Below are 17452 nucleotides of genomic sequence, written 5' to 3'. Positions count from 1 at the left end.
CCGGGAGGTTTCCGTGAAGATGCTCATCAACTCCGCCGACACCGTGGTCTCCGACGCGCTGCGCGGAATGGCCGCCGCGCACCCCGAACTCGACGTCGACGTGCAGCGCCAGGTCGTCGTACGACGTGACGCGCGGGCGGGCGGACGGGTCGGGCTGGTGTCCGGGGGCGGGTCCGGGCACGAACCCCTGCACGCCGGCTTCGTCGGTCCCGGGATGCTCTCGGCGGCCTGCGCCGGCGCCGTTTTCACCTCGCCCGTTCCCGACCAGATGCTGCACGCGGCGAGCGCCGTCGAGGCCGGTCAGGGGGTGCTGTTCATCGTCAAGAACTACACCGGGGACGTGCTGAACTTCCAGATGGCCGCCGAACTGGCGGAGGAGGACGGCATGCGGGTGGAGCGCGTGCTCGTCAACGACGACGTCGCCGTGACCGACAGCCTGTACACGGCCGGGCGGCGCGGCACGGGCGCCACCCTCTTCGTGGAGAAGATCGCGGGGGCGGCCGCCGAGGAGGGCGCGCCGCTGGAGGCGGTCGCCGCCCTCGCCCGGCGGGTCAACGACTCGTCCCGCAGTTTCGGGGTGGCGCTCAGCGCCTGCACCACCCCCGCGAAGGGCAGCCCGACCTTCGACCTCCCGGACGGGGAGCTGGAGTTGGGGGTGGGGATCCATGGTGAACCCGGCCGGGAGCGGCGCGCGACGATGACCTCGCGGGAGATCGCGGAGGTGGCCGTGGGGGCCGTTCTGGACGATCTCGCGGAGACGGGCCCCACGGCGGGCGGACCGGTACTGCTCCTGGTCAACGGGATGGGCGCGACCCCGCTGCTCGAGCTGTACGGGTTCCACGCGGAGGTGGCGGCGGTGCTGACGGCGCGGGGCGTGCCGGTGGCGCGGGCCCTCGTCGGAAACTACGTCACTTCCCTGGACATGGCAGGCTGTTCGGTGACCGTGTGCCGGGCGGACGACGAGACGCTGCGCCTGTGGGACGCGCCGGTACGGACGGCCGCCCTGCGCTGGGGCTGCTGAGCGCGTGGCGCACGTACGGGACGACGGTGGAGGAGACGGGATGCGTGACGCGGAGTTCTTCCGGCGCTGGATGGAGACCGCCGCGGCGGCGGTGGAGCGGGAGGCGGACCGGCTGACCGAGCTCGACTCCCCGATCGGGGACGCCGACCACGGGACGAACCTGCTGCGGGGTTTCACGGCCGTACGGGCGGCGCTGGCCGGGGCCGACCCGGCGGCCGCGCCCGGGGCACTGCTCCAGCTGGCCGGACGCACCCTGATCTCCACCGTCGGCGGCGCGTCCGGACCCCTGTACGGGACGCTGCTGCGGCGCACGGGCAAGGAGCTCGGGGAGGCCGCCGAAGTCACCGACGAGGAGCTGCGCGGCGCCCTGGACGCCGGAGTGGACGCCGTGGCCCGGCTGGGCGGGGCGGCGCCGGGCGACAAGACGATGCTGGACGCTCTGCTCCCGGGGGTCGCGGCGTTGGGTACGTCGTACCGCGCCGCCGGGGAAGCGGCGGAGGGCGGGGCCCGGGCGACCGTTCCGATGCTGGCCCGCAAGGGCCGCGCCAGCTACCTCGGGGAGCGCAGCGTCGGGCACCAGGATCCGGGAGCCACCTCGGCCGCCCTGCTGCTGGGCGCGCTGGCCGACGCGGCGGAGGGGGCCGCGTGAGCGCCGGGGAGCTGGTCGGGATCGTGCTGGTGTCGCACAGCGCCGGGGTCGCGGAGTCGGTGGCGGAGCTGGCACGGGGCCTCGCGGCGGGCGGGGCACTGGCTCCGGTGGCTCCGGCGGGCGGCACCTCCGACGGCGGGCTGGGCACGAGCGCGGAGCGCATCGCGCGGGCCGCGGCGGCGGTGGACCGGGGGGCCGGGGTCGCGCTCCTCGCGGACCTGGGCAGCTCGGTGCTGACGGTGAAGGCGCTCCTGGAGGACGGGGAGCTGCCGCCGGGGTCCCGTCTGGTGGACGCCCCGTTCCTGGAGGGCGCGGTGGCGGCCCTGGTGGCCGCCTCGGCGGGCGCCACCCTGGAGGGGGTGGCGGCCGCGGCCGAAGAAGCCTACGCGTACCGCAAGGCCTGAACCCCCCGGCCGAAGGGGCGCGCCCCGGCTCCCCGGGGCGCGCCCGGGGAGCCGGGAGCCGGCCGGGGAGCCGGGAGCCGGCCGGGGGCTACGGGCGGCCGCGGAGGCTTTCGATCTCCCGGCGGTCCCGCTTCGTGGGGCGGCCCGTGCCGCGGTCGCGGATGCCGACCACCGCCGCCTCCACCGGGGTCGGCGGCGGCGGGCTGTTGTCCACGTAGCACTCGGCGGCGACCGGGGGGCCGACCCGTTTCGTCACGGGGCGCCGGACCACGACGATCCGCTCCCGGCCCGCGTGGAAGAGCCGGACCTCGTCGCCCGCCCGGACCTGCTGCGCCGGCTTCGCCCGCTCGCCGTTGACCTTCACGTGGCCCGCCCGGCAGGCGGTCGCCGCGACGGAGCGGGTCTTGGTGAGCCGCACCGACCAGATCCAGGCGTCCACCCGCGCCGTTCCCGTCTCCAGCGGGGCCGCCCCCGCGTCCGTGGTCCTCGTACCGGTCAACGGAGCCTCCGTCCCTGCGTCGGCCGTGCCTGCCACGTCCGCCATGTCCCGACTCTAGCGATCCGGCGGCCCGGGAGCCGAACGGTTTCGGCGGATACCACAAGCGTCATGGCATCTGCCATGGAGATGCGGCCAAACTAATTGCACATGCCGCTTCGATGGGCCTACCTTGACGCACATGCAGCCCCACGTCTCCGCCGCTCCCCGCATCCGCCGCACCGTCGCCGCCGCGCTCACCGCCGCGCTGCTCGTCCCGCTGTCCGCCTGCGGGAACGGCGGCGGCGCGGGCGAGGAGGCGGACGCCGGCTCCCCCTCCTCCCCGGCCGGGGCGAAGGGCGCGCACCTCACCGTCCTCGCGGCCTCCTCCCTCACCGACGCCTTCAGGACGGCGAAGGAGGCCTACGAGAAGTCCCACCCGGGCACCAGGGTGAACATCTCCTTCGCCGGTTCGCAGGAACTCGCCGCCCAGGTCAAGCAGGGCGCCCCGGCCGACGTGCTGGTCACCGCCGACACCAAGACCATGGACGCCCTCCGGGCCGAGACCGGCGACGCCACGGTCATCGCGAAGAACCGTCTCGTCATCGCCGCCGGCAAGGGCAACCCCTTCGGGATCGACGAGCTCAAGGACCTCGGCGACTCCAGGATCAAGGTCGTCCTGGCGGCGCCCGAGGTCCCGGTCGGGCGCTACGGCAAGCAGATCCTCGACGCCCAGAAGATCGAGGTGAGGCCCGTCTCCCAGGAGCCCAACGTCCGCGCCGTCCTGAGCAAGGTCGAGCTGGGCGAGGCCGACGCCGGTCTCGTCTACAAGACCGACTCCGCCAAGTCCGGCGACAAGGTCGTCACCGTGGACATCCCGGACGGCCAGAACGCCGTCGCCTCCTACCCCGCCGCCGCCCTCAAGCAGTCCCGGAACGCCGGAGCCGCCGCCGCGTTCGTGGCCTGGCTGGGCGGCCCCGAGGCGCAGAAGATCCTCCAGGACGCCGGCTTCCAGAAGGCCTAGCGCACGGCCCCCTCGGAGGGCTGCAACGCCACGGCCCCTCGGAGGGCTGCCCGGCCCGGGGGGCGGCCCTTCCGGCGTGTCCGGCGCCCGCGCCCGTACGCTCCGTAGGATCCCTCCCCGGCCCCGACCAGGAACCGCCCTCACCCCATGAGCAGACTCCGCACCCGGCCCCCCGTGACGCTGGCGCTCCCCGCGCTGCTCGCCGTCGCGTTCCTGCTGCTGCCGCTCGTCGGCATCCTCGCGCATACGCGGTGGGGCGAACTCGGCGGCCACCTCGGGCACCCCGGTGTGGTGACGGCCCTGAAGCTCTCGCTGCTGGTGTCCTTCTGGGCGCTCGGCCTCTCACTGGTCCTCGGCGTACCGCTCGCCTGGCTGCTGGCCCGGGTCGAGTTCCGGGGCAAGGCCTTCGTCCGCTCCCTGGTACTGCTGCCGATGGTGCTCCCGCCGACCGTCGGCGGTGTCGCGCTGCTGCTCGGCTTCGGACGGCGCGGACTCCTCGGGCCGTGGCTGGAGGACACCTTCGGCGTCACGCTCCCCTTCCACACCTCCGGCGCGGTCGTCGCGGCGACGTTCGTCGCCATGCCGTTCCTGGTGATCAGCCTGGAGGGCGCACTGGGCGGGCTGAAGCAGAGCTACGAGGAGACCGCCTCCTCCCTCGGCGCCTCACCGGTCCGGGTTTTCTTCACGGTGACCATGCCCATGGTGGCGCCCGGCCTGATCGCGGGCGCCGCCCTCACCTGGGCCCGCGCGCTCGGCGAGTTCGGGGCGACCATCACCTTCGCCGGGAACCTGCCGGGCACCACCCAGACCCTGCCGCTCCAGGTCTACCTGCTGCTCCAGGACCAGCCGGAGGCGGCCACCTCGGTGTCGCTGCTGCTGCTCGCCATCGCCATGGGCGTGCTCATCGCCCTGCGCGGCCGCTGGAACGGCATGCCCGTGACCGCGCGGGCCCGCGGGGGCGGCCCGGAAGCACCCGCGACCCCGGCCGGCGCCCCCGCCGGCGCCGAGGAGCCGCCCGCCCCCGCCCCGGCCGACGACGGCCGCTGGGCCCTGCACGCCGAAGTGACCGGCTTCAACGAGCTCACCCTCGACGCCGGACCCGGCACCACCATCGCCGTGGTGGGCGAGAACGGCGCCGGCAAGACCACCCTGCTGCGCGCCCTGCTCGGCCTGACCCCGCGCGCCCGCGCCGCGCTCCGGCTCGGGGACACCGACGTCACCGCACTGCCCCCGCACCGGCGGCAGGTGGCCTGGGTCCCGCAGGACGGCGCGCTGTTCCCGCACCTGAACGCCCTGGCCAACACCGCGTACGGGCTGCGGGCCCGCGGGGTGGGGCGCGCCGGGGCCCGCCGCGAGGCGCAGCTGTGGCTGGACCGGCTCGGCGTGGGCCACCTGGCCCGGCGCCGGCCCGCCCAGCTGTCGGGCGGGCAGGCCCAGCGGGTGGCCCTGGCCCGGGCGTTGGCCGCCCGGCCCCGGCTGCTGCTGCTCGACGAGCCGCTGGCCGCCCTCGACCAGACGACCCGGGCCCACGTGCGGCACACCCTGCGCAGGCACCTGGCGGGCTTCGGCGGGGTCTGCCTGATCGTCACGCACGACCCCGTCGAGGCGGTGTCGCTGGCCGACCGGGTCCTCGTACTGGCCGACGGGCGCACCCTCCAGGACGCGCCCCCCGCCGAGGTCACCCGGCACCCCCGCTCGCCGTGGGTGGCCCGGATGCTGGGCCGCAACGCCTGGCCCGGCACCGCCTCCGCCGAGGGGCTCGCGCTGGCGGACGGCGGCCGGCTGGTGGTGGCGGAGCCGCTGCCGGAGGGATCGCAGGCCCTGGCGATCATCGCCCCGGAGGCGGTGTCGCTGCACCGGGAGCGCCCGGGCGGCAGCCCCCGCAACGTGTGGCCGGGCACCGTACGGGAGGTCACCTCGGCGGGCAGCCGGCTGCGCGTGCTGGTCTCCTCGGGCGAGGCGCCCGACCTGGTCGCGGAGATCACCCCGGAGGCGGCCGCCGAACTCGGCGTGGCGGACGGCGTGCGGGTCTGGACGAGCGTGAAGGCCACGGAGGTCACGCTGGTTCCCCTCTGACCGAGCCGGGGAGGGGCCGGAGGAGAACCGTTTGGACGGCGGACGCGGCCCTGACATATGTTCAACGCTGCCCGGACCGGCGCGCCGGCCGGCGCCGGTACCTCGTTCGCCGCCGTTCGCCGCCGTTCGTCACCGCATTCTTCGCACGTCCCGTGGGGGGTCCTTCACCATGTCCTTCAGCGCGCCCGGATCGCCCCCGCCGCAGGGTCCCGTACCCCAGCCGCCGTACGGTGTGGCCCCGTACCCGGCCGCCCCCGCGCCGACGGGTCCCCCCTACGCCGGCCAGCCGGTGCCCGGACAGCCGTACGCCGGGCAGCCGTACCCCGGGCAGCCCTACCCGGGGCAGCCCTACCCGGGGCAGCCCTACCCCGGGCAGCCCTACCCCGCCCCGCCGCCGGCGGTCCAGCAGTTGCGCTCCCCGCAGGGCCTCTCGACCGCGCTGACGCTGCTGCTCGGCGTCGCGGGCGTGGTCAACCTCTACTCGGCCGCCGCCAATCTGTACGCGTGGTCGCTGATGCGGGACGTCGCCGCGAACCCCTCCTCGGTCCCGGACGACTCGCTCGACCGGTCGGACCTGCTGACCGGTCTCGCCGGGGGCCTCCAGGGGCTGTTCCTGTCCGTCACGGCCGTGGTGTTCGTCATCTGGTTCTACCGGGTCCGCGTCAACGGCCAGCTCTTCCGTCCCGACGGCTTCACCCTGGCCGGCGGCTGGGCCATCGGCTCCTGGTTCGTCCCGGTCGGCAACCTCTTCCTGCCGTACCGGGTGGCCAAGCAGACCTGGGAGGCGAGCGTCCAGCTCGCGCCGGACGGCTCGTACCGCCACGTGTCCACGGTTCCGGTGACCTCCTGGTGGATCGTGTGGGCCGTGTCGCTGGTCCTCGAACGGGTCTTCAGCGTGCTCTACGTCCGCGCCGAGTCCCCGGAGAAGCTGCGCGACGTCTCCGCGTTCGGCGCCGTCGCCGACCTGACCGTGGTCGCCGCGGCCGTCCTCGCGGTGCTGTTCGTCCGGAAGCTGACCACCCTGCAGAACGTGAAGTCGGCACAGGGCCCGTACGCCGCCGTCTGACGCTCAGCCATCCGCGGGGCCGTCCGCCCGGCCGTGTGCGGTGTCGTCCACCCGGCCGTCCGCCCGGCCGGGTGCGGGGACCGCGAACTCGCACCAGACGCACTTCCCGGCGCCCCGGGGCTCCACTCCCCAGTCGTCCGCGAGCCGTTCGACCAGCAGCAGGCCGCGGCCCGACACCGCCCAGTCGTCGGCCTCGCGGCGGCGGGGCATGGCGCTGCTGTGGTCCTCGACCTCGATCCGGATCCGGCCCGCGGCCGTCAGCCGCAAGGAGACCTGCCCGCCCCCGTCGGTGTGGACGAGGGCGTTGACCATCAGCTCGTCGGCGGCCAGCTCTACCTCGTCGGCCCGCTCCCGGGCGCCCCAGGCGGCCGCGGCCGCCCGGATCAGGTGCCGGGCCATCGCCGGGCCGTCCGGATCCCCGGGCACCAGGCGCTGGTGGAGCGGACCGCCGCCGCGCGGGGCGGGGGCGCCGCGCCGGCGCAGCAGGAGCAGGGCCATGTCGTCCCCGCCGCCCGCGTCCCCGACGAGGTCGCCGAGCACGTCGGCGAGTTCCTCGACGTCGGCCGGGCCGTGCTCGGCCGCCTCCAGCAATTCCCGCATCCCGGTCTCGGAGTCGTCGCCGGGCCGTTCGACGAGGCCGTCGGTGCACAGCAGCAGGGTGTCCCCGGGGTGCAGTTCGAGGGTGGTGACGGGGTATCCGGTACCGCTGCCCCGCTGCTCCCGCGGGGGCAGGCCGAGGGGCAGCCCGCCGGCCACCTGGATCCGGTGGCAACTGCCGTCCCCGCGCCGCACGACCGGGTCGAGGTGACCGGCCCGCACGATGTGCAGCATCCCGGAGTTCAGGTCGAGTTCGGCGTAGGTGCAGGTGGCGAAGCGCTCCGTCGCCAGGTCGCGCAGGAAGGCCGAGGCCCGCGCCATCGCCGTGCCGGGGGTGTGGCCCTCCAGGACGTAGGCGCGGAGCACGATCCGCAGCTGGCCCATGACGGCGGCCGCGTCCGTGTCGTGGCCCTCGACGTCCCCGATCGCCACCCCGACGCGTCCTTCGCCGAGGGGGACCACGTCGTACCAGTCGCCGCCGATGTCCCGCCCGATCCGGGCGGCCCGGTACCGTACCGCGATCTGCGCGCCCGGCACCTGCGGAATCACCCGGGGCAGCATGGCCCGCTGGAGCCCCTCGGCGAGGTCGTGCTCCTGCTCGAAGAGCATGGCCCGCTGGAGCCCCTGCGCGATTCCGCTGCCGAGCGCCACCAGCAGGTTCCGTTCCTCCGCGTTGAAGTCCCCGTCGCGGGTGTACAGCAGTCCGAGCGCGCCGACCGGCCGGCCCTGGGCGATGAGCGGCAGGTACACCCCGCTGCGCACCGCCAGCGGCTCGATGTACGGCCACAGCAGGGGGTAGCGGCGCTGGAACTCCTCCCGCGAGGCGAGGAAGACCGGCTGCAGGGTCCGTACGGCCTCGCTCATCGGGAAGTCGGCGTCGATGCGCGTGTACTCGATCTCGGGTACGTACGAGCCCAGCTGGCCCTCCGCGACCAGGTGGATCCGGCCGCCGTCGACGACGCCGAGCATGACGCTGACGGCGCCGAGGTGTCCGAGGGCCTCGGGGTCCTTGAGGACGTCGGTCACGTCGTTGACGGTGCGGGCGTGCGCGAGGATCGCGGTGGTCCGCTCGACGACCCCGGTCATCCGGCGCCGGCCCTCGTCGCGCTCGCCCGCGGCCCCGGGCTCACCGGGGTCCTCGGCGGCGTCGCGGAGGACCCCGATGACCCGGTACGCGCGGCCGTGCGGGTCCCGCAGGATGTGGCCCTGGACGTGGGTCCAGGCCGTCGAGCCGTCCTCGCCCAGGGTGCGGAAGTAGGCGCCGTAGTGGCTGCGGCCGTCCCTCAGCGCCTGCTCCACGCGGCCGTCCAGCCGTGCCCGGTCGCCGGGGACGACACGGCGGCGCAGCCCGGCGGGGGTCCCGTCGAACTGTTCCGGGCGCAGGCCGAGGACCTCGAGGGCGGTGGTGTCCAGGTGCATGCGCCCGCTGTCGAGGTCCCAGTCGAAGGTGCCCATCCGGTTGAGCGCGAGGCTCAGGTCGGGCCGCGCGGGCCAGTCGACCTCCGGGGTCCGTCCCCGCTGGTCCATGCAGCCAGGGTCTCACTGTTCCCCTCGCGCGGCAGCCGTTGCGCGCCGTCAGGAGCCCTGCCCCGGCGGGTCCCTGGCGGCGCCCGGCGCGGCGCCCTCGGCACGCTCTGCCCCTGGGCCTCAGGCGGGGGGCGAGGCGGCCCCCGCGTCCGCGTCCGGCGGGAGCGCGCCGGGCGAGGAGGGGGTGGCGGGCGGCGGGGCCGTCGTCCGGTCGGTGGTGCCCGGAGGCGGGGCGGACCGGGTGGCGGCGTCCGTGCCGGTGGCCGTCGGGGTGCCCGCTTCGGTCGCGGGTTCCGAAGGGGAGGGCAGCGGTGTGGTCGCCGGGGAGGGGGGGTCCGACGGGGGGTCGGGTTCCGACGGCGCGACGGGGAGCGGGGGCGTGACGGGCAGCGGGGGCGTGACGGGGAGCGGGGGCGACACGACGGGCGGGGAAACGGCCGGCGGGGACACGACGGGCGGCCCGACCGGCGGCGTGACGGGCCTGTCCGGCCGCCGGTCCGCGCCGCGGTGCCGTTCCAGCCAGCGGCGGTCGTGGTGGTCGTAGATGACGAACGTCCGCACCACCGTCACCGACGGCGCGATGACCACCACCTGCGCCGGCCGGTACGAGGCCCAGGGCCGGCCGAAGCGCTTGGGATCGGCCTTCAGCGCCACGGGCGGTCCCAGTGGGTTCCCGCAGGCGCAGCGCACCCTCGGCACCCCGCGGTCGTCTACGAGCACGGCCGTCCCGGCCTGGAGCACGGCCTGGTAGGGGGTGGCGCGGCCGTCGCGGTAGCCGTGGTTGGTGACCCGCGTGTCGGTCCGCAGCTGCACGGGGGTGAGCGCGCGCAGGTGGCCGGGGACGGCCGTCGCCGGGATGCCGAGGGCCGAGGCGAAGGCGGCGTTCTTGGCGGGCTCCGCGGTCAGCGCGGTGATCTGCTTCTCCACGTGGCAGCTGGCGACGTCCTTGGTGCCGCCGTAGAGGCCCGGCGCGGAGCCGCTGACACTGCGGGTGCCCGAGGGGCCCGTCGGCGTGGCGGTGTCCTGCGGCGGGGGCTGCGGCGGCGGGGTCGCCCGTTCGGCCGCCGTGGACTCGGTGAAGGGGTCCCGGCCGGCCGCGGCGGCCGGCTGGAGGAACACCTCGGCCTCGGCCTGCTGCGGGGTGCCACCCCCGCCATCACCGGGCCGCGTGAGTACCACCACCAGGGTGACCACGGCGGCGAGCGCCACGGCCACCGTCGCCAGCCCGGGCACCGACCGCCACCAGGGGCCCCGGGGCGGCTCCGCACCGGGCCCGCCGGGCGGGGCGGGCGGTGGAGGCGGGGGTTCCCCGCCGCCGCCCGAAAGCGGGCCGGACGGCGGCCCGGTGGGCCGCCCGGCTGACGACGGCGGTGTCGGCGGCCGGTGCGGCTGGGGCGGCCGCTCGCCGGAGGGTTGCGTGGTCACGGGCTCCTCTTCCCTGGCAGCGGAATCCCGGTACATCAGGAATCAGATCTGAGGGCGGAATACGGAAACGACCGGCATACCTGGATTTCCAGACCTGTTGCCGCCCATTGTGTGCGCCGTCCGGCTGGTGCCCGCAAGCCGGGGGTGCCACCGTTGCAGGGTGAGCCGTACCTCCGCGAGGACCCCGGCGCGGCCTTCCCTGCGCGCCTGGCGGGACGCCCTGGTCGCCGTCGTGGCGGGCTTCGCCGTGATGACCGCGGTGGCCGCCGCCGGGCTGGCCAGCGCCGGTGCCGGAGACCTGCCCGGCGGGGCCTTCCCGAGGGTGGTCGCCGCGGTCGTGGTGCTGGCGGCCGGGGGTACCGTCGAGGTGTCCGGGGACGCCGGGTTCCTGGCCGGTGCCGAGGCGACCCTGTCCGTGCTCCCGCTCTCGGTGAGCCTGGCCGGTGCGCTCACCACCGGGTACCTCTTCCTGCGGCCGCTGCGCCACCGCGCGGTGGCCGGGCCCCGTGAGCTGCCGGCCCGGGCGGGCCGGGCGGCGGTGCTGTGGCTGGCGCTGCTGGCCCTGTTCGCGCTGCCGGCCCGCCGGACCTTCGGGCTGTCCCCCGGTGACTCCCCGCTCGGGGAGTTCGGCGAGCTCCTCGACTCCGCGCCGACGGCGGGGTTCCGGGCCCCGGTCGGGCCCACCCTCTTCTCCGGGCTGCTGTGGTTCCTGGGCCTGCTGCTGATCGCCCTGCTGGTCTCCCGCCGCACTCCGCTCCCGGCCGGGCTGCTGCGCTTCCACACGGCGGTGCGTCCGGCCGCGCACGCGACGGCCGTGCTGCTGCTGGCGTACGTGGTCCTCGGCATCGGCACCGGCCTGGTGGTGGCCGCCACCCAGGGGCACGCGGCCCGCACCCTGGCCGTGCTCCTGCTCGGCCTGCCGAACCTGGCCTGGCTCGCCCTGACCGTGGGCTTCGGCGGCGCCTGGCAGGGGGCGGCCGAGGGGCCCTTCGGCCTGCCGGTGCCGCAGCTGCTGGACCAGCTGCTGCGCGGCCCCGGCGGGTCCACCGTCGATGTGGCCTCGCTCGCGCAGCGGGACCCGCGGGCGTGGTGGCTGGTCGCGGTGGCCGCCGTCGCGCTGCTCGGCACGGGCGTCCTGGCCGCCGTACGCTCCCCCGCCGAGGTCCGCCCCTGGCAGCACGCGCTGCACCTTGCGGTGGCCCTGGCGCTGGCCACGCTGACGGTGTGTCTGCTGGCCGGGGTGCGGGCCCGGTTGGGGCTGTCCCTGCTGGGGCTCGGGGACGTCTCCGGGCTCGGCGGCAGCGTGGAGCTCACCGCCCTGCTGTGGCGGACGACCGGCCTCGCCCTGCTGTGGGGCGCGGTGGCCGGCTTCCTCGGCGCACTCCTGGCCCGCCCCCTGCGCCACCCGGGCCGGGTCCCCTGAACCGGAACCGCCCCCGGTCCCCGCACCCCGTCCTACCTGCCCCGGAACACCGGCAGCGCCCATCGCGGCGGCGGGGGCGGCGGGGCCCCGTCCGGGCCCGGCCCGTGCGCCCGGGGCGCTCCGGCACCCGCCCGGCGCAGCGCGCCGGTGAACTCCAGGCAGGTCCCCCACCGCTCACCGGGCGACTTCGCGAGGGCCTTGGCCAGCACCTCGTCCACCGCGGCCGGCAGCTCCGGGCGGCGCTCGCGGGCGGGGGGCGGCGGATCGTACTGGTGGGCCCAGAGCAGGGCCATGTCGTCCTCCCGCCGGAACGGCGGGCCGCCGGTCAGCATCTCGTGGACGACGCAGCCGAGGCTGTACACGTCGCAGCGCCCGTCGACCGGTTTCCCGGCGATCTGCTCGGGCGCCACGTAGTCCAGGGTCCCGACGAACTGTCCGACGCTGGTGAAGCCGGTGAGCGACAGGGACCTCTTCGTGAGGCCGAAGTCGGTGAGGTAGGCGTGCTCGGGGTGTTCGCTGTCGGTGCCCTCGGCGATCAGGACGTTGCCGGGCTTCACGTCCCGGTGCACCAGGTCGTGGGCGTGCGCGGCGTCGAGCGCGGAGGCCACCTGGCCGGCGATCCGGGCCGCCGCCTCGACGGGCAGCGGGCCCGTGCGGTCCAGCAGGGCCCGCAGGTCCTGTCCGGCGACGTAGCGCATGGCGATGTAGAGGAGGCCGTCGGTCTCGCCCGCCTCGAAGACGGGAACGATGTGCGGGTGGTCGATGGCTGCCGCGACCTTCGACTCGTGGGCGAACCGCTGCCGGAAGGTGTCGTTCAGGGCCAGCTGGGGGGCCAGCAGCTTCAGCGCGACCGTCCGGTCCAGGCGCAGGTCCCGGGCGCGGTAGACGACCGCCATCCCGCCGCGCCCGATCTCGTCCTCGACGAGGTACCCGGCGAACCGCCTGCCGGTCAGTTCCGAGGCCCGTCCCACGGGCGAGGCGGTGTCCCCCATCAGCGGCCTCCTCCGTCGGGCCGGTCCGCGACGCGCGTGGGCTCGTGCGGTTCCTCGCGTACGCCGGCACGTTCCCCGGTGTCCGTCTCCCGCCGCGCCGGCCCGGGCGCGGGCGGGGCACTCGGTTCCGAGACGACCGCGTAGGTGGTCAGTCGGCTCCCGTCGGCGTACACCCACCGTCCCGCCGCCTCCTCGTACACCCATACGGACTCGCCGTCGATCACGATCCCGGCGCGCAGGCCCTCCACGGCCTGCCGGAAGCCGTCGCCGGCGGTGGCGCCGGGGGCGGTCTCCCGCAGGGCCCGCCGGTAGCGTTCCAGGGCGTCGGCCGTGCGGGTGAGGAGCGGTCCGGGGTCCTCGGTCCGCTCCAGGGAGCGGCCGGCGGTCGGCGGTGGCCGGGGCACGGCGACGAGCAGCCGTCCGTCGACCCAGGCGGTCCAGCCGTTGGCGCACTCGATCTCCCCCCATTCGCCGTGCCGGGACAGCAGCCGGACGGGGAGGAAGGGGTCCAGGGCGGTGGTGGGCCGGGAGACGTCCGGGGCCTCCCAGGCGGGCAGCCCGTCCTGCGGGACCACGTGCGTGGGGCGGAAGCCGGCGCCGGGCTCCGGGGAGTCGGTCATCGCCGGGCCTACTTCCGCATCACGGCGGGTTCGTGCCGCCTCAGCAGCCGTGCGACCAGGAGTCCGAAGAGCAGGGACAGGGCGGCCAGCATGCCGACGTCCAGCAGCCAGACCCCGGGGGAGGGGGCGAAGAGCGGGTCGTCGGTGAGGGTGCCGGGCACGATCCCGCCGAGGTCGATGGTGCCGGCCATCGCGCCGAGCGCCCAGCGGGAGGGCACCAGCCAGGCCAGCTGGCCGATCACCGGCACACCGTCGAGCTGGAGGAGCGCCCCGCAGAAGACCACCTGCACGATGGCCAGGAGGACCAGCAGCGGCATGGTGACCTCTTCCTTCCTGACCAGGGCGGAGACCAGGAGGCCGAGCATCATGGCGGTGAAGGACAGCAGGGCGACGGCGAGGGTGATCTCGGCGAGCCGCGGCAGGAAGACCCCGGTGGCGCCGGGCGGTCCGAGCCGCACGCCGAAGAGGCCGACGAGCGTCAGGACGACGGCCTGGGCCACGGTGATCGCGCCGAGTACCGCCACCTTCGACAGCAGGTAGGCGGATCTGGACAGTCCGACGGCGCGTTCACGCTGGTAGATGACGCGTTCCTTGACGAGTTCGCGGACCGCGTTGGCGGCTCCGGTCAGGACGCCGCCGACGCACAGGATGAGCAGGGCGTTGATCGCGGTCTCCCGGGTGAGGGCGCTGCCGGCCAGGGCGCGGGCCATGGCGCCCATCACGAACGGCAGCGCGATCATGATGGCGAGGAAGGTGCGGTCGGCGCTGAGCGCGGTGGCGTACCGGCGGATCAGGGTGGAGAGCTGGGAGCGCCGGCTCTGCGCCTTCGGCGGAGGGGCGGCGAAGCCGGCCGGGCCGGGCGCCCCGGTGTCCGGGGGCGGAGGGCGGCGGAGGGCGCCCGCCACGTACGCGCGGTACTGGGGCGAGGCCTCGTACTCGCCCGCCCAGTCGCGGTCGCGCTGGTTCTCGAAGGCCTCGAAGGCCTCGGGCCACTGGTCGAAGCCGAAGAAGCCGAGGGTTTCCCCGGGCGGTCCGTACCAGGCGACGCGGCCGCCGGGGGCGAGGACGAGGAGCCGGTCGCAGACGTCGAGGCTGAGGACGCTGTGGGTGACCACGATGACGGTGCGGCCGTCGTCGGCGAGGCCGCGCAGCATGTGCATGACGGAGCGGTCCATGCCGGGGTCGAGGCCGGAGGTGGGTTCGTCGAGGAAGAGCAGGGAGGGCTTGGTGAGCAGTTCCAGGGCGACGGAGACGCGTTTGCGCTGGCCGCCGGAGAGGCTGTGGATGGGCTGGTCGGCGCGCTGCTCCAGGCCGAGCCCGTCGATGACCTCGTCGACCCGGGCGAGCCGTTCGGCCTTGGCGGTGTCCTGCGGGAAGCGCAGTTCGGCGGCGTAGGCGAGGGCGCGGCGGACGGTGAGCTGGGCGTGCAGGATGTCGTCCTGGGGGACGAGCCCGATGCGGGAGCGCAGTTCGGCGTAGTCGCGGTAGAGGTCGCGGCCGTCGTAGAGGACGGTGCCGTGGTCGGCGGGGCGCAGTCCGGTGAGGGCGCCGAGGAGGGTGGACTTCCCGGCGCCGCTGGGGCCGACGACGGCGAGCAGGGAGGTGACGCCGACCGGGAAGGAGACGTGGTCGAGGAGGGTCTTGCGGCCGTGGTCGACGGCGACGGCGAGGTCCTGGACGTCGAGGGAGACCTCGCCGGTGTCGGTGTACTCCTGGAGCTGGTCGCCGACGAGGCAGAAGGCGGAGTGGCCGATGCCGACGATGTCGCCCTCGGTGAGGGGGGCGCGTCCGACGGGGGCGCCGTTGAGGTAGGTGCCGTTGTGGCTGCCGAGGTCGGCGATCTCGTAGCTGCCGTCGGCGAGGGCGCGCAGTTCGGCGTGCCGGCGGGAGACGACGAGGTCGTCGATGACGAGGTCGTTGCCCGGGCCGCGGCCGATGCGGACGGTGGTCCGGGCGGGCAGGGGCCGGATGCTGGTGGGGCTGCGGAAGGTTCCGGTCATGGCCGGATCTGCGACGCGGGAGGGGCGCGAGGCGGCGGCAGGGGGCGGCGTACGGGTGGTGAGGACGGCGCGCGGGCCGTCCTGCGCGCTCCCGAACCGCAGTTCGCTGCCGGGGCCGACGGCCCACTCGTGGACGCGGTGGCCGTCGGCCCAGGTGCCGTTGGTGCTGCCCTCGTCCTCGACGGTCCAGTGGTCCCCCTCGGGGCGCAGGACGGCGTGGTGCCAGGAGACGCGGGCGTCCTCGAGGCAGATCTCGCAGAGGGGGTCCCGGCCGACGTGGTAGGTCCGGCCCGGGCTGATGGGGGTGGAGCCCGTGGCGGTTTCCAGGACGAGTTCGGGCGCGGTCGCCGCACCGGGCCGCTGGACCATGAACAGATTTTCCCATGAACCGGCGCAACCGGCAGAAGAGACATCACCCCAGGTCAGAGGGTTCTTATGGGGAATGACAACGGTCCCCGTTGCAGCCTTTGCCGATCTCGCCGCAGTGCGCTTCACTTCACGCGTCGGAACCGAACAGACGGGGGAAGCCATGAGTCGGCACGACCACGCGCACGAGGACACCGGGGCGGACCACACCGGACACGGGCACGCGGGCCACGGGCACGCCGGGCACAGCCACGGTGTCGGCGCGGACGCGGACCGCCGCTGGCTGGCGATCGCCCTCGGGCTGATCGGCGGCTTCATGGCCGTGGAGGTGGTCATCGGCGTGATGGCCCACTCCCTGGCCCTGATCTCCGATGCCGCGCACATGCTGACGGACGCCGTCTCGATCGTCCTCGCGCTGATCGCGATGCGGCTGGCGGCGCGCCCGGCGCGGGGCGGCTTCACGTACGGCCTCAAGCGTGCGGAGATACTCTCCGCGCAGGCCAACGGGCTGACCCTGCTGCTGCTGGCGGTCTGGCTGGCGTACGAGGCGGTGCGGCGGCTGATGGATCCGCCTCCGGTGGAGGGCGGGCTGGTGCTGGTGACGGCGCTGGCGGGGATCGTGGTGAACATCGGCGCGGCCTGGTGCATCTCGCGGGCGAACCGGTCCTCGCTCGCGGTGGAGGGCGCCTACCAGCACATCCTGAACGACCTGTTCGCCTTCATCGGGACGGCCGTGTCCGGTCTGATCGTGCTCACGACCGGCTTCGTACAGGCCGACGCGATCGCCACGCTGGTCGTGGTGGTGCTGATGGTCAAGGCGGGCTACGGGCTGGTCCGCGATTCCGGCCGGATCTTCCTGGAGGCCGCGCCGGCGCACGTGGACCCGGACGCGGTCGGCGACCGCCTGGTGCACCACGCGCCCGTCACCGAGGTGCACGACCTGCACATCTGGACGATCACCTCCGGGCAGGCGGCCCTGTCCGCGCACGTGCTGGTGGAGCCGGCGGGCGACTGCCACGCGGTACGGCGGGAGCTGGAGCTGCTGCTGGCGAAGGAGTACGGGATCACCCACACCACCTTGCAGGTGGACCACGTTCAGGACGCCCTGCTGTCGGTCGGCCGGGCGGGCGAGGCGCCGGGCGGCGCGGACCCGCACTGCGCGGACGCCCACGGCCCGGTGCACCGCGAGGGGCCGCACGCGCACTGACGGCCGGCCCGCGCCACGTGCCGGCTGCGGCCGGCCCGGCGGCGGCCGAGCACTGAGCGGGGCTCGGCGGGGCATGTATGGCCCCGTGACGGATGCGAAGAGGTACCGGCGGAGCGCCGGCCTGCTGCTGTTCCGCCGGACCACCGGAAACGGGGTGGAGGTGCTGCTCGGCCATATGGGCGGTCCGCTCTGGGCCGGGCGGGACGACGGGGGCTGGGCGATCCCGAAGGGCGAGTACGGGCCGGACGAGACGCCCCGGGACGCGGCCCGCCGGGAGTTCACCGAGGAGCTGGGGCTGCCTCCGCCGGAGGGGGAGTACCTGCCGCTGGGCGACGTGCGGCTGAGCAGCGGGAAGCTTGTGACCATCTGGGCCGTGGAGGCGGACCTCGACCCCGCGCTGACGGTGCCGGGCACCTTCACCATGGAGTGGCCGCCGCACTCGGGCGTCGAGCGGGAGTTCCCCGAGCTGGACCGGGTGGCCTGGTTCGCGCCCCCGCTCGCACGCACCAAACTGATTGTCAGTCAAATTCCTTTTCTCGACCGTCTCATGGTGCTCTTGTCAGATTGACCTGACCTTTAC

At 75.2% G+C, this 17452-nt stretch carries 15 protein-coding genes; 9 read left to right on the top strand and 6 right to left on the bottom strand.

The window, feature by feature from the left end:
* The first annotated feature begins 13 nt into the window (after positions 1 to 13).
* Genes dhaK through ACZ51S_RS02035 form a run of 3 tightly spaced genes read left to right on the top strand, consistent with a single transcriptional unit; the run spans position 14 to position 2074 of the window.
* A complete protein-coding gene (gene dhaK, locus ACZ51S_RS02045; protein WP_468801782.1) occupies positions 14 to 1021 on the top strand; it encodes a dihydroxyacetone kinase subunit DhaK in 1008 nt (335 codons plus the stop codon).
* Positions 1022 to 1061: 40 nt separating this feature from the next.
* Positions 1062 to 1670, top strand: a complete 609-nt coding sequence (dhaL, locus tag ACZ51S_RS02040) for a dihydroxyacetone kinase subunit DhaL (protein WP_468801781.1) — start codon at positions 1062 to 1064, stop codon at positions 1668 to 1670.
* The gene (locus ACZ51S_RS02035) at positions 1667 to 2074 is read left to right on the top strand and encodes a PTS-dependent dihydroxyacetone kinase phosphotransferase subunit DhaM (RefSeq protein WP_468959295.1); all 408 of its coding nucleotides are present in this window, start codon (positions 1667 to 1669) and stop codon (positions 2072 to 2074) included. The genes dhaL and ACZ51S_RS02035 overlap by 4 nt, the downstream gene beginning before the upstream one ends.
* 88 nt (positions 2075 to 2162) lie before the next feature.
* On the opposite strand, the gene ACZ51S_RS02030 is transcribed toward ACZ51S_RS02035, so the two are convergent.
* On the bottom strand, positions 2163 to 2618 hold the full coding sequence (locus ACZ51S_RS02030; protein ID WP_468476201.1) for an RNA-binding S4 domain-containing protein: 456 nt from the start codon (positions 2616 to 2618) through the stop codon (positions 2163 to 2165).
* A gap of 133 nt (positions 2619 to 2751) precedes the next feature.
* On the opposite strand from ACZ51S_RS02030, the gene modA reads away from it, so the two are divergent.
* The 3 genes from modA (at position 2752) to ACZ51S_RS02015 (ending at position 6715) form a co-directional block, all read left to right on the top strand.
* Positions 2752 to 3573: a molybdate ABC transporter substrate-binding protein gene (modA, locus tag ACZ51S_RS02025; RefSeq protein WP_468801779.1), complete on the top strand. Its 822-nt coding sequence runs from the start codon at positions 2752 to 2754 to the stop codon at positions 3571 to 3573.
* Between the two features lie 147 nt (positions 3574 to 3720).
* Positions 3721 to 5649 (top strand): ABC transporter permease, encoded by a 1929-nt coding sequence (locus ACZ51S_RS02020; protein WP_468476199.1) that lies wholly within the window; start codon positions 3721 to 3723, stop codon positions 5647 to 5649.
* Positions 5650 to 5818: 169 nt separating this feature from the next.
* Positions 5819 to 6715 (top strand): DUF4328 domain-containing protein, encoded by an 897-nt coding sequence (locus tag ACZ51S_RS02015; RefSeq protein ID WP_468959292.1) that lies wholly within the window; start codon positions 5819 to 5821, stop codon positions 6713 to 6715.
* Positions 6716 to 6718: 3 nt separating this feature from the next.
* Here ACZ51S_RS02015 and ACZ51S_RS02010 read toward each other — a convergent pair whose 3' ends face one another.
* Together ACZ51S_RS02010 and ACZ51S_RS02005 are read right to left on the bottom strand one after the other, a co-directional pair.
* Positions 6719 to 8839, bottom strand: coding sequence for a SpoIIE family protein phosphatase (locus ACZ51S_RS02010; RefSeq protein ID WP_468476197.1), 2121 nt, complete (start codon positions 8837 to 8839; stop codon positions 6719 to 6721).
* Between the two features lie 120 nt (positions 8840 to 8959).
* Positions 8960 to 10072 (bottom strand): DUF6777 domain-containing protein, encoded by a 1113-nt coding sequence (locus ACZ51S_RS02005; protein ID WP_468959290.1) that lies wholly within the window; start codon positions 10070 to 10072, stop codon positions 8960 to 8962.
* Between the two features lie 352 nt (positions 10073 to 10424).
* Between ACZ51S_RS02005 and ACZ51S_RS02000 the strand changes: the two genes are divergently transcribed.
* Positions 10425 to 11687 (top strand): streptophobe family protein, encoded by a 1263-nt coding sequence (locus tag ACZ51S_RS02000; RefSeq protein ID WP_468801775.1) that lies wholly within the window; start codon positions 10425 to 10427, stop codon positions 11685 to 11687.
* 32 nt (positions 11688 to 11719) lie between these two features.
* Here the strand turns inward: ACZ51S_RS02000 and ACZ51S_RS01995 are convergent, their stop codons facing one another.
* From ACZ51S_RS01995 to ACZ51S_RS01985, 3 genes are read right to left on the bottom strand one after another with little or no spacing between them, the layout of a single operon-like run.
* Positions 11720 to 12679, bottom strand: coding sequence for a serine/threonine-protein kinase (locus ACZ51S_RS01995; protein ID WP_468801774.1), 960 nt, complete (start codon positions 12677 to 12679; stop codon positions 11720 to 11722).
* Entirely contained in the window at positions 12679 to 13299 is a 621-nt protein-coding gene (locus ACZ51S_RS01990) for a hypothetical protein (protein WP_468801773.1), read from the bottom strand. Before ACZ51S_RS01990 ends, ACZ51S_RS01995 begins: the two co-directional genes overlap by 1 nt.
* Before the next feature lie 8 nt (positions 13300 to 13307).
* The gene (locus ACZ51S_RS01985; RefSeq protein ID WP_468959287.1) at positions 13308 to 15668 is read right to left on the bottom strand and encodes an FHA domain-containing protein; all 2361 of its coding nucleotides are present in this window, start codon (positions 15666 to 15668) and stop codon (positions 13308 to 13310) included.
* A 160-nt stretch (positions 15669 to 15828) separates the two neighbouring features.
* Between ACZ51S_RS01985 and ACZ51S_RS01980 the strand changes: the two genes are divergently transcribed.
* Entirely contained in the window at positions 15829 to 16872 is a 1044-nt protein-coding gene (locus ACZ51S_RS01980; protein WP_468476191.1) for a cation diffusion facilitator family transporter, read from the top strand.
* A 73-nt stretch (positions 16873 to 16945) separates the two neighbouring features.
* On the top strand, positions 16946 to 17440 hold the full coding sequence (locus tag ACZ51S_RS01975) for an NUDIX hydrolase (protein WP_468476190.1): 495 nt from the start codon (positions 16946 to 16948) through the stop codon (positions 17438 to 17440).
* The last annotated feature ends 12 nt before the right edge of the window (positions 17441 to 17452 follow it).

The organism is Streptomyces sp. NPDC034043 (assembly GCF_055575675.1).
Note: the sequence above shows the minus strand (reverse complement) of the source record. Positions and strands in the feature narration are given on the sequence as shown.

Bases quoted from the DNA above. Each gene is read 5' to 3' on its own strand.
- dhaL (WP_468801781.1), top strand. From the start codon at position 1,062: ATGCGTGACGCGGAGTTCTTCCGGCGCTGGATGGAGACCGCCGCGGCG.
- ACZ51S_RS02030 (WP_468476201.1), bottom strand. From the start codon at position 2,618: ATGGCGGACGTGGCAGGCACGGCCGACGCAGGGACGGAGGCTCCGTTG.
- modA (WP_468801779.1), top strand. From the start codon at position 2,752: ATGCAGCCCCACGTCTCCGCCGCTCCCCGCATCCGCCGCACCGTCGCC.
- ACZ51S_RS02020 (WP_468476199.1), top strand. From the start codon at position 3,721: ATGAGCAGACTCCGCACCCGGCCCCCCGTGACGCTGGCGCTCCCCGCG.
- ACZ51S_RS02015 (WP_468959292.1), top strand. From the start codon at position 5,819: ATGTCCTTCAGCGCGCCCGGATCGCCCCCGCCGCAGGGTCCCGTACCC.
- ACZ51S_RS02010 (WP_468476197.1), bottom strand. From the start codon at position 8,839: ATGGACCAGCGGGGACGGACCCCGGAGGTCGACTGGCCCGCGCGGCCC.
- ACZ51S_RS01995 (WP_468801774.1), bottom strand. From the start codon at position 12,679: ATGGGGGACACCGCCTCGCCCGTGGGACGGGCCTCGGAACTGACCGGC.
- ACZ51S_RS01990 (WP_468801773.1), bottom strand. From the start codon at position 13,299: ATGACCGACTCCCCGGAGCCCGGCGCCGGCTTCCGCCCCACGCACGTG.
- ACZ51S_RS01985 (WP_468959287.1), bottom strand. From the start codon at position 15,668: ATGGTCCAGCGGCCCGGTGCGGCGACCGCGCCCGAACTCGTCCTGGAA.
- ACZ51S_RS01980 (WP_468476191.1), top strand. From the start codon at position 15,829: ATGAGTCGGCACGACCACGCGCACGAGGACACCGGGGCGGACCACACC.
- ACZ51S_RS01975 (WP_468476190.1), top strand. From the start codon at position 16,946: ATGTATGGCCCCGTGACGGATGCGAAGAGGTACCGGCGGAGCGCCGGC.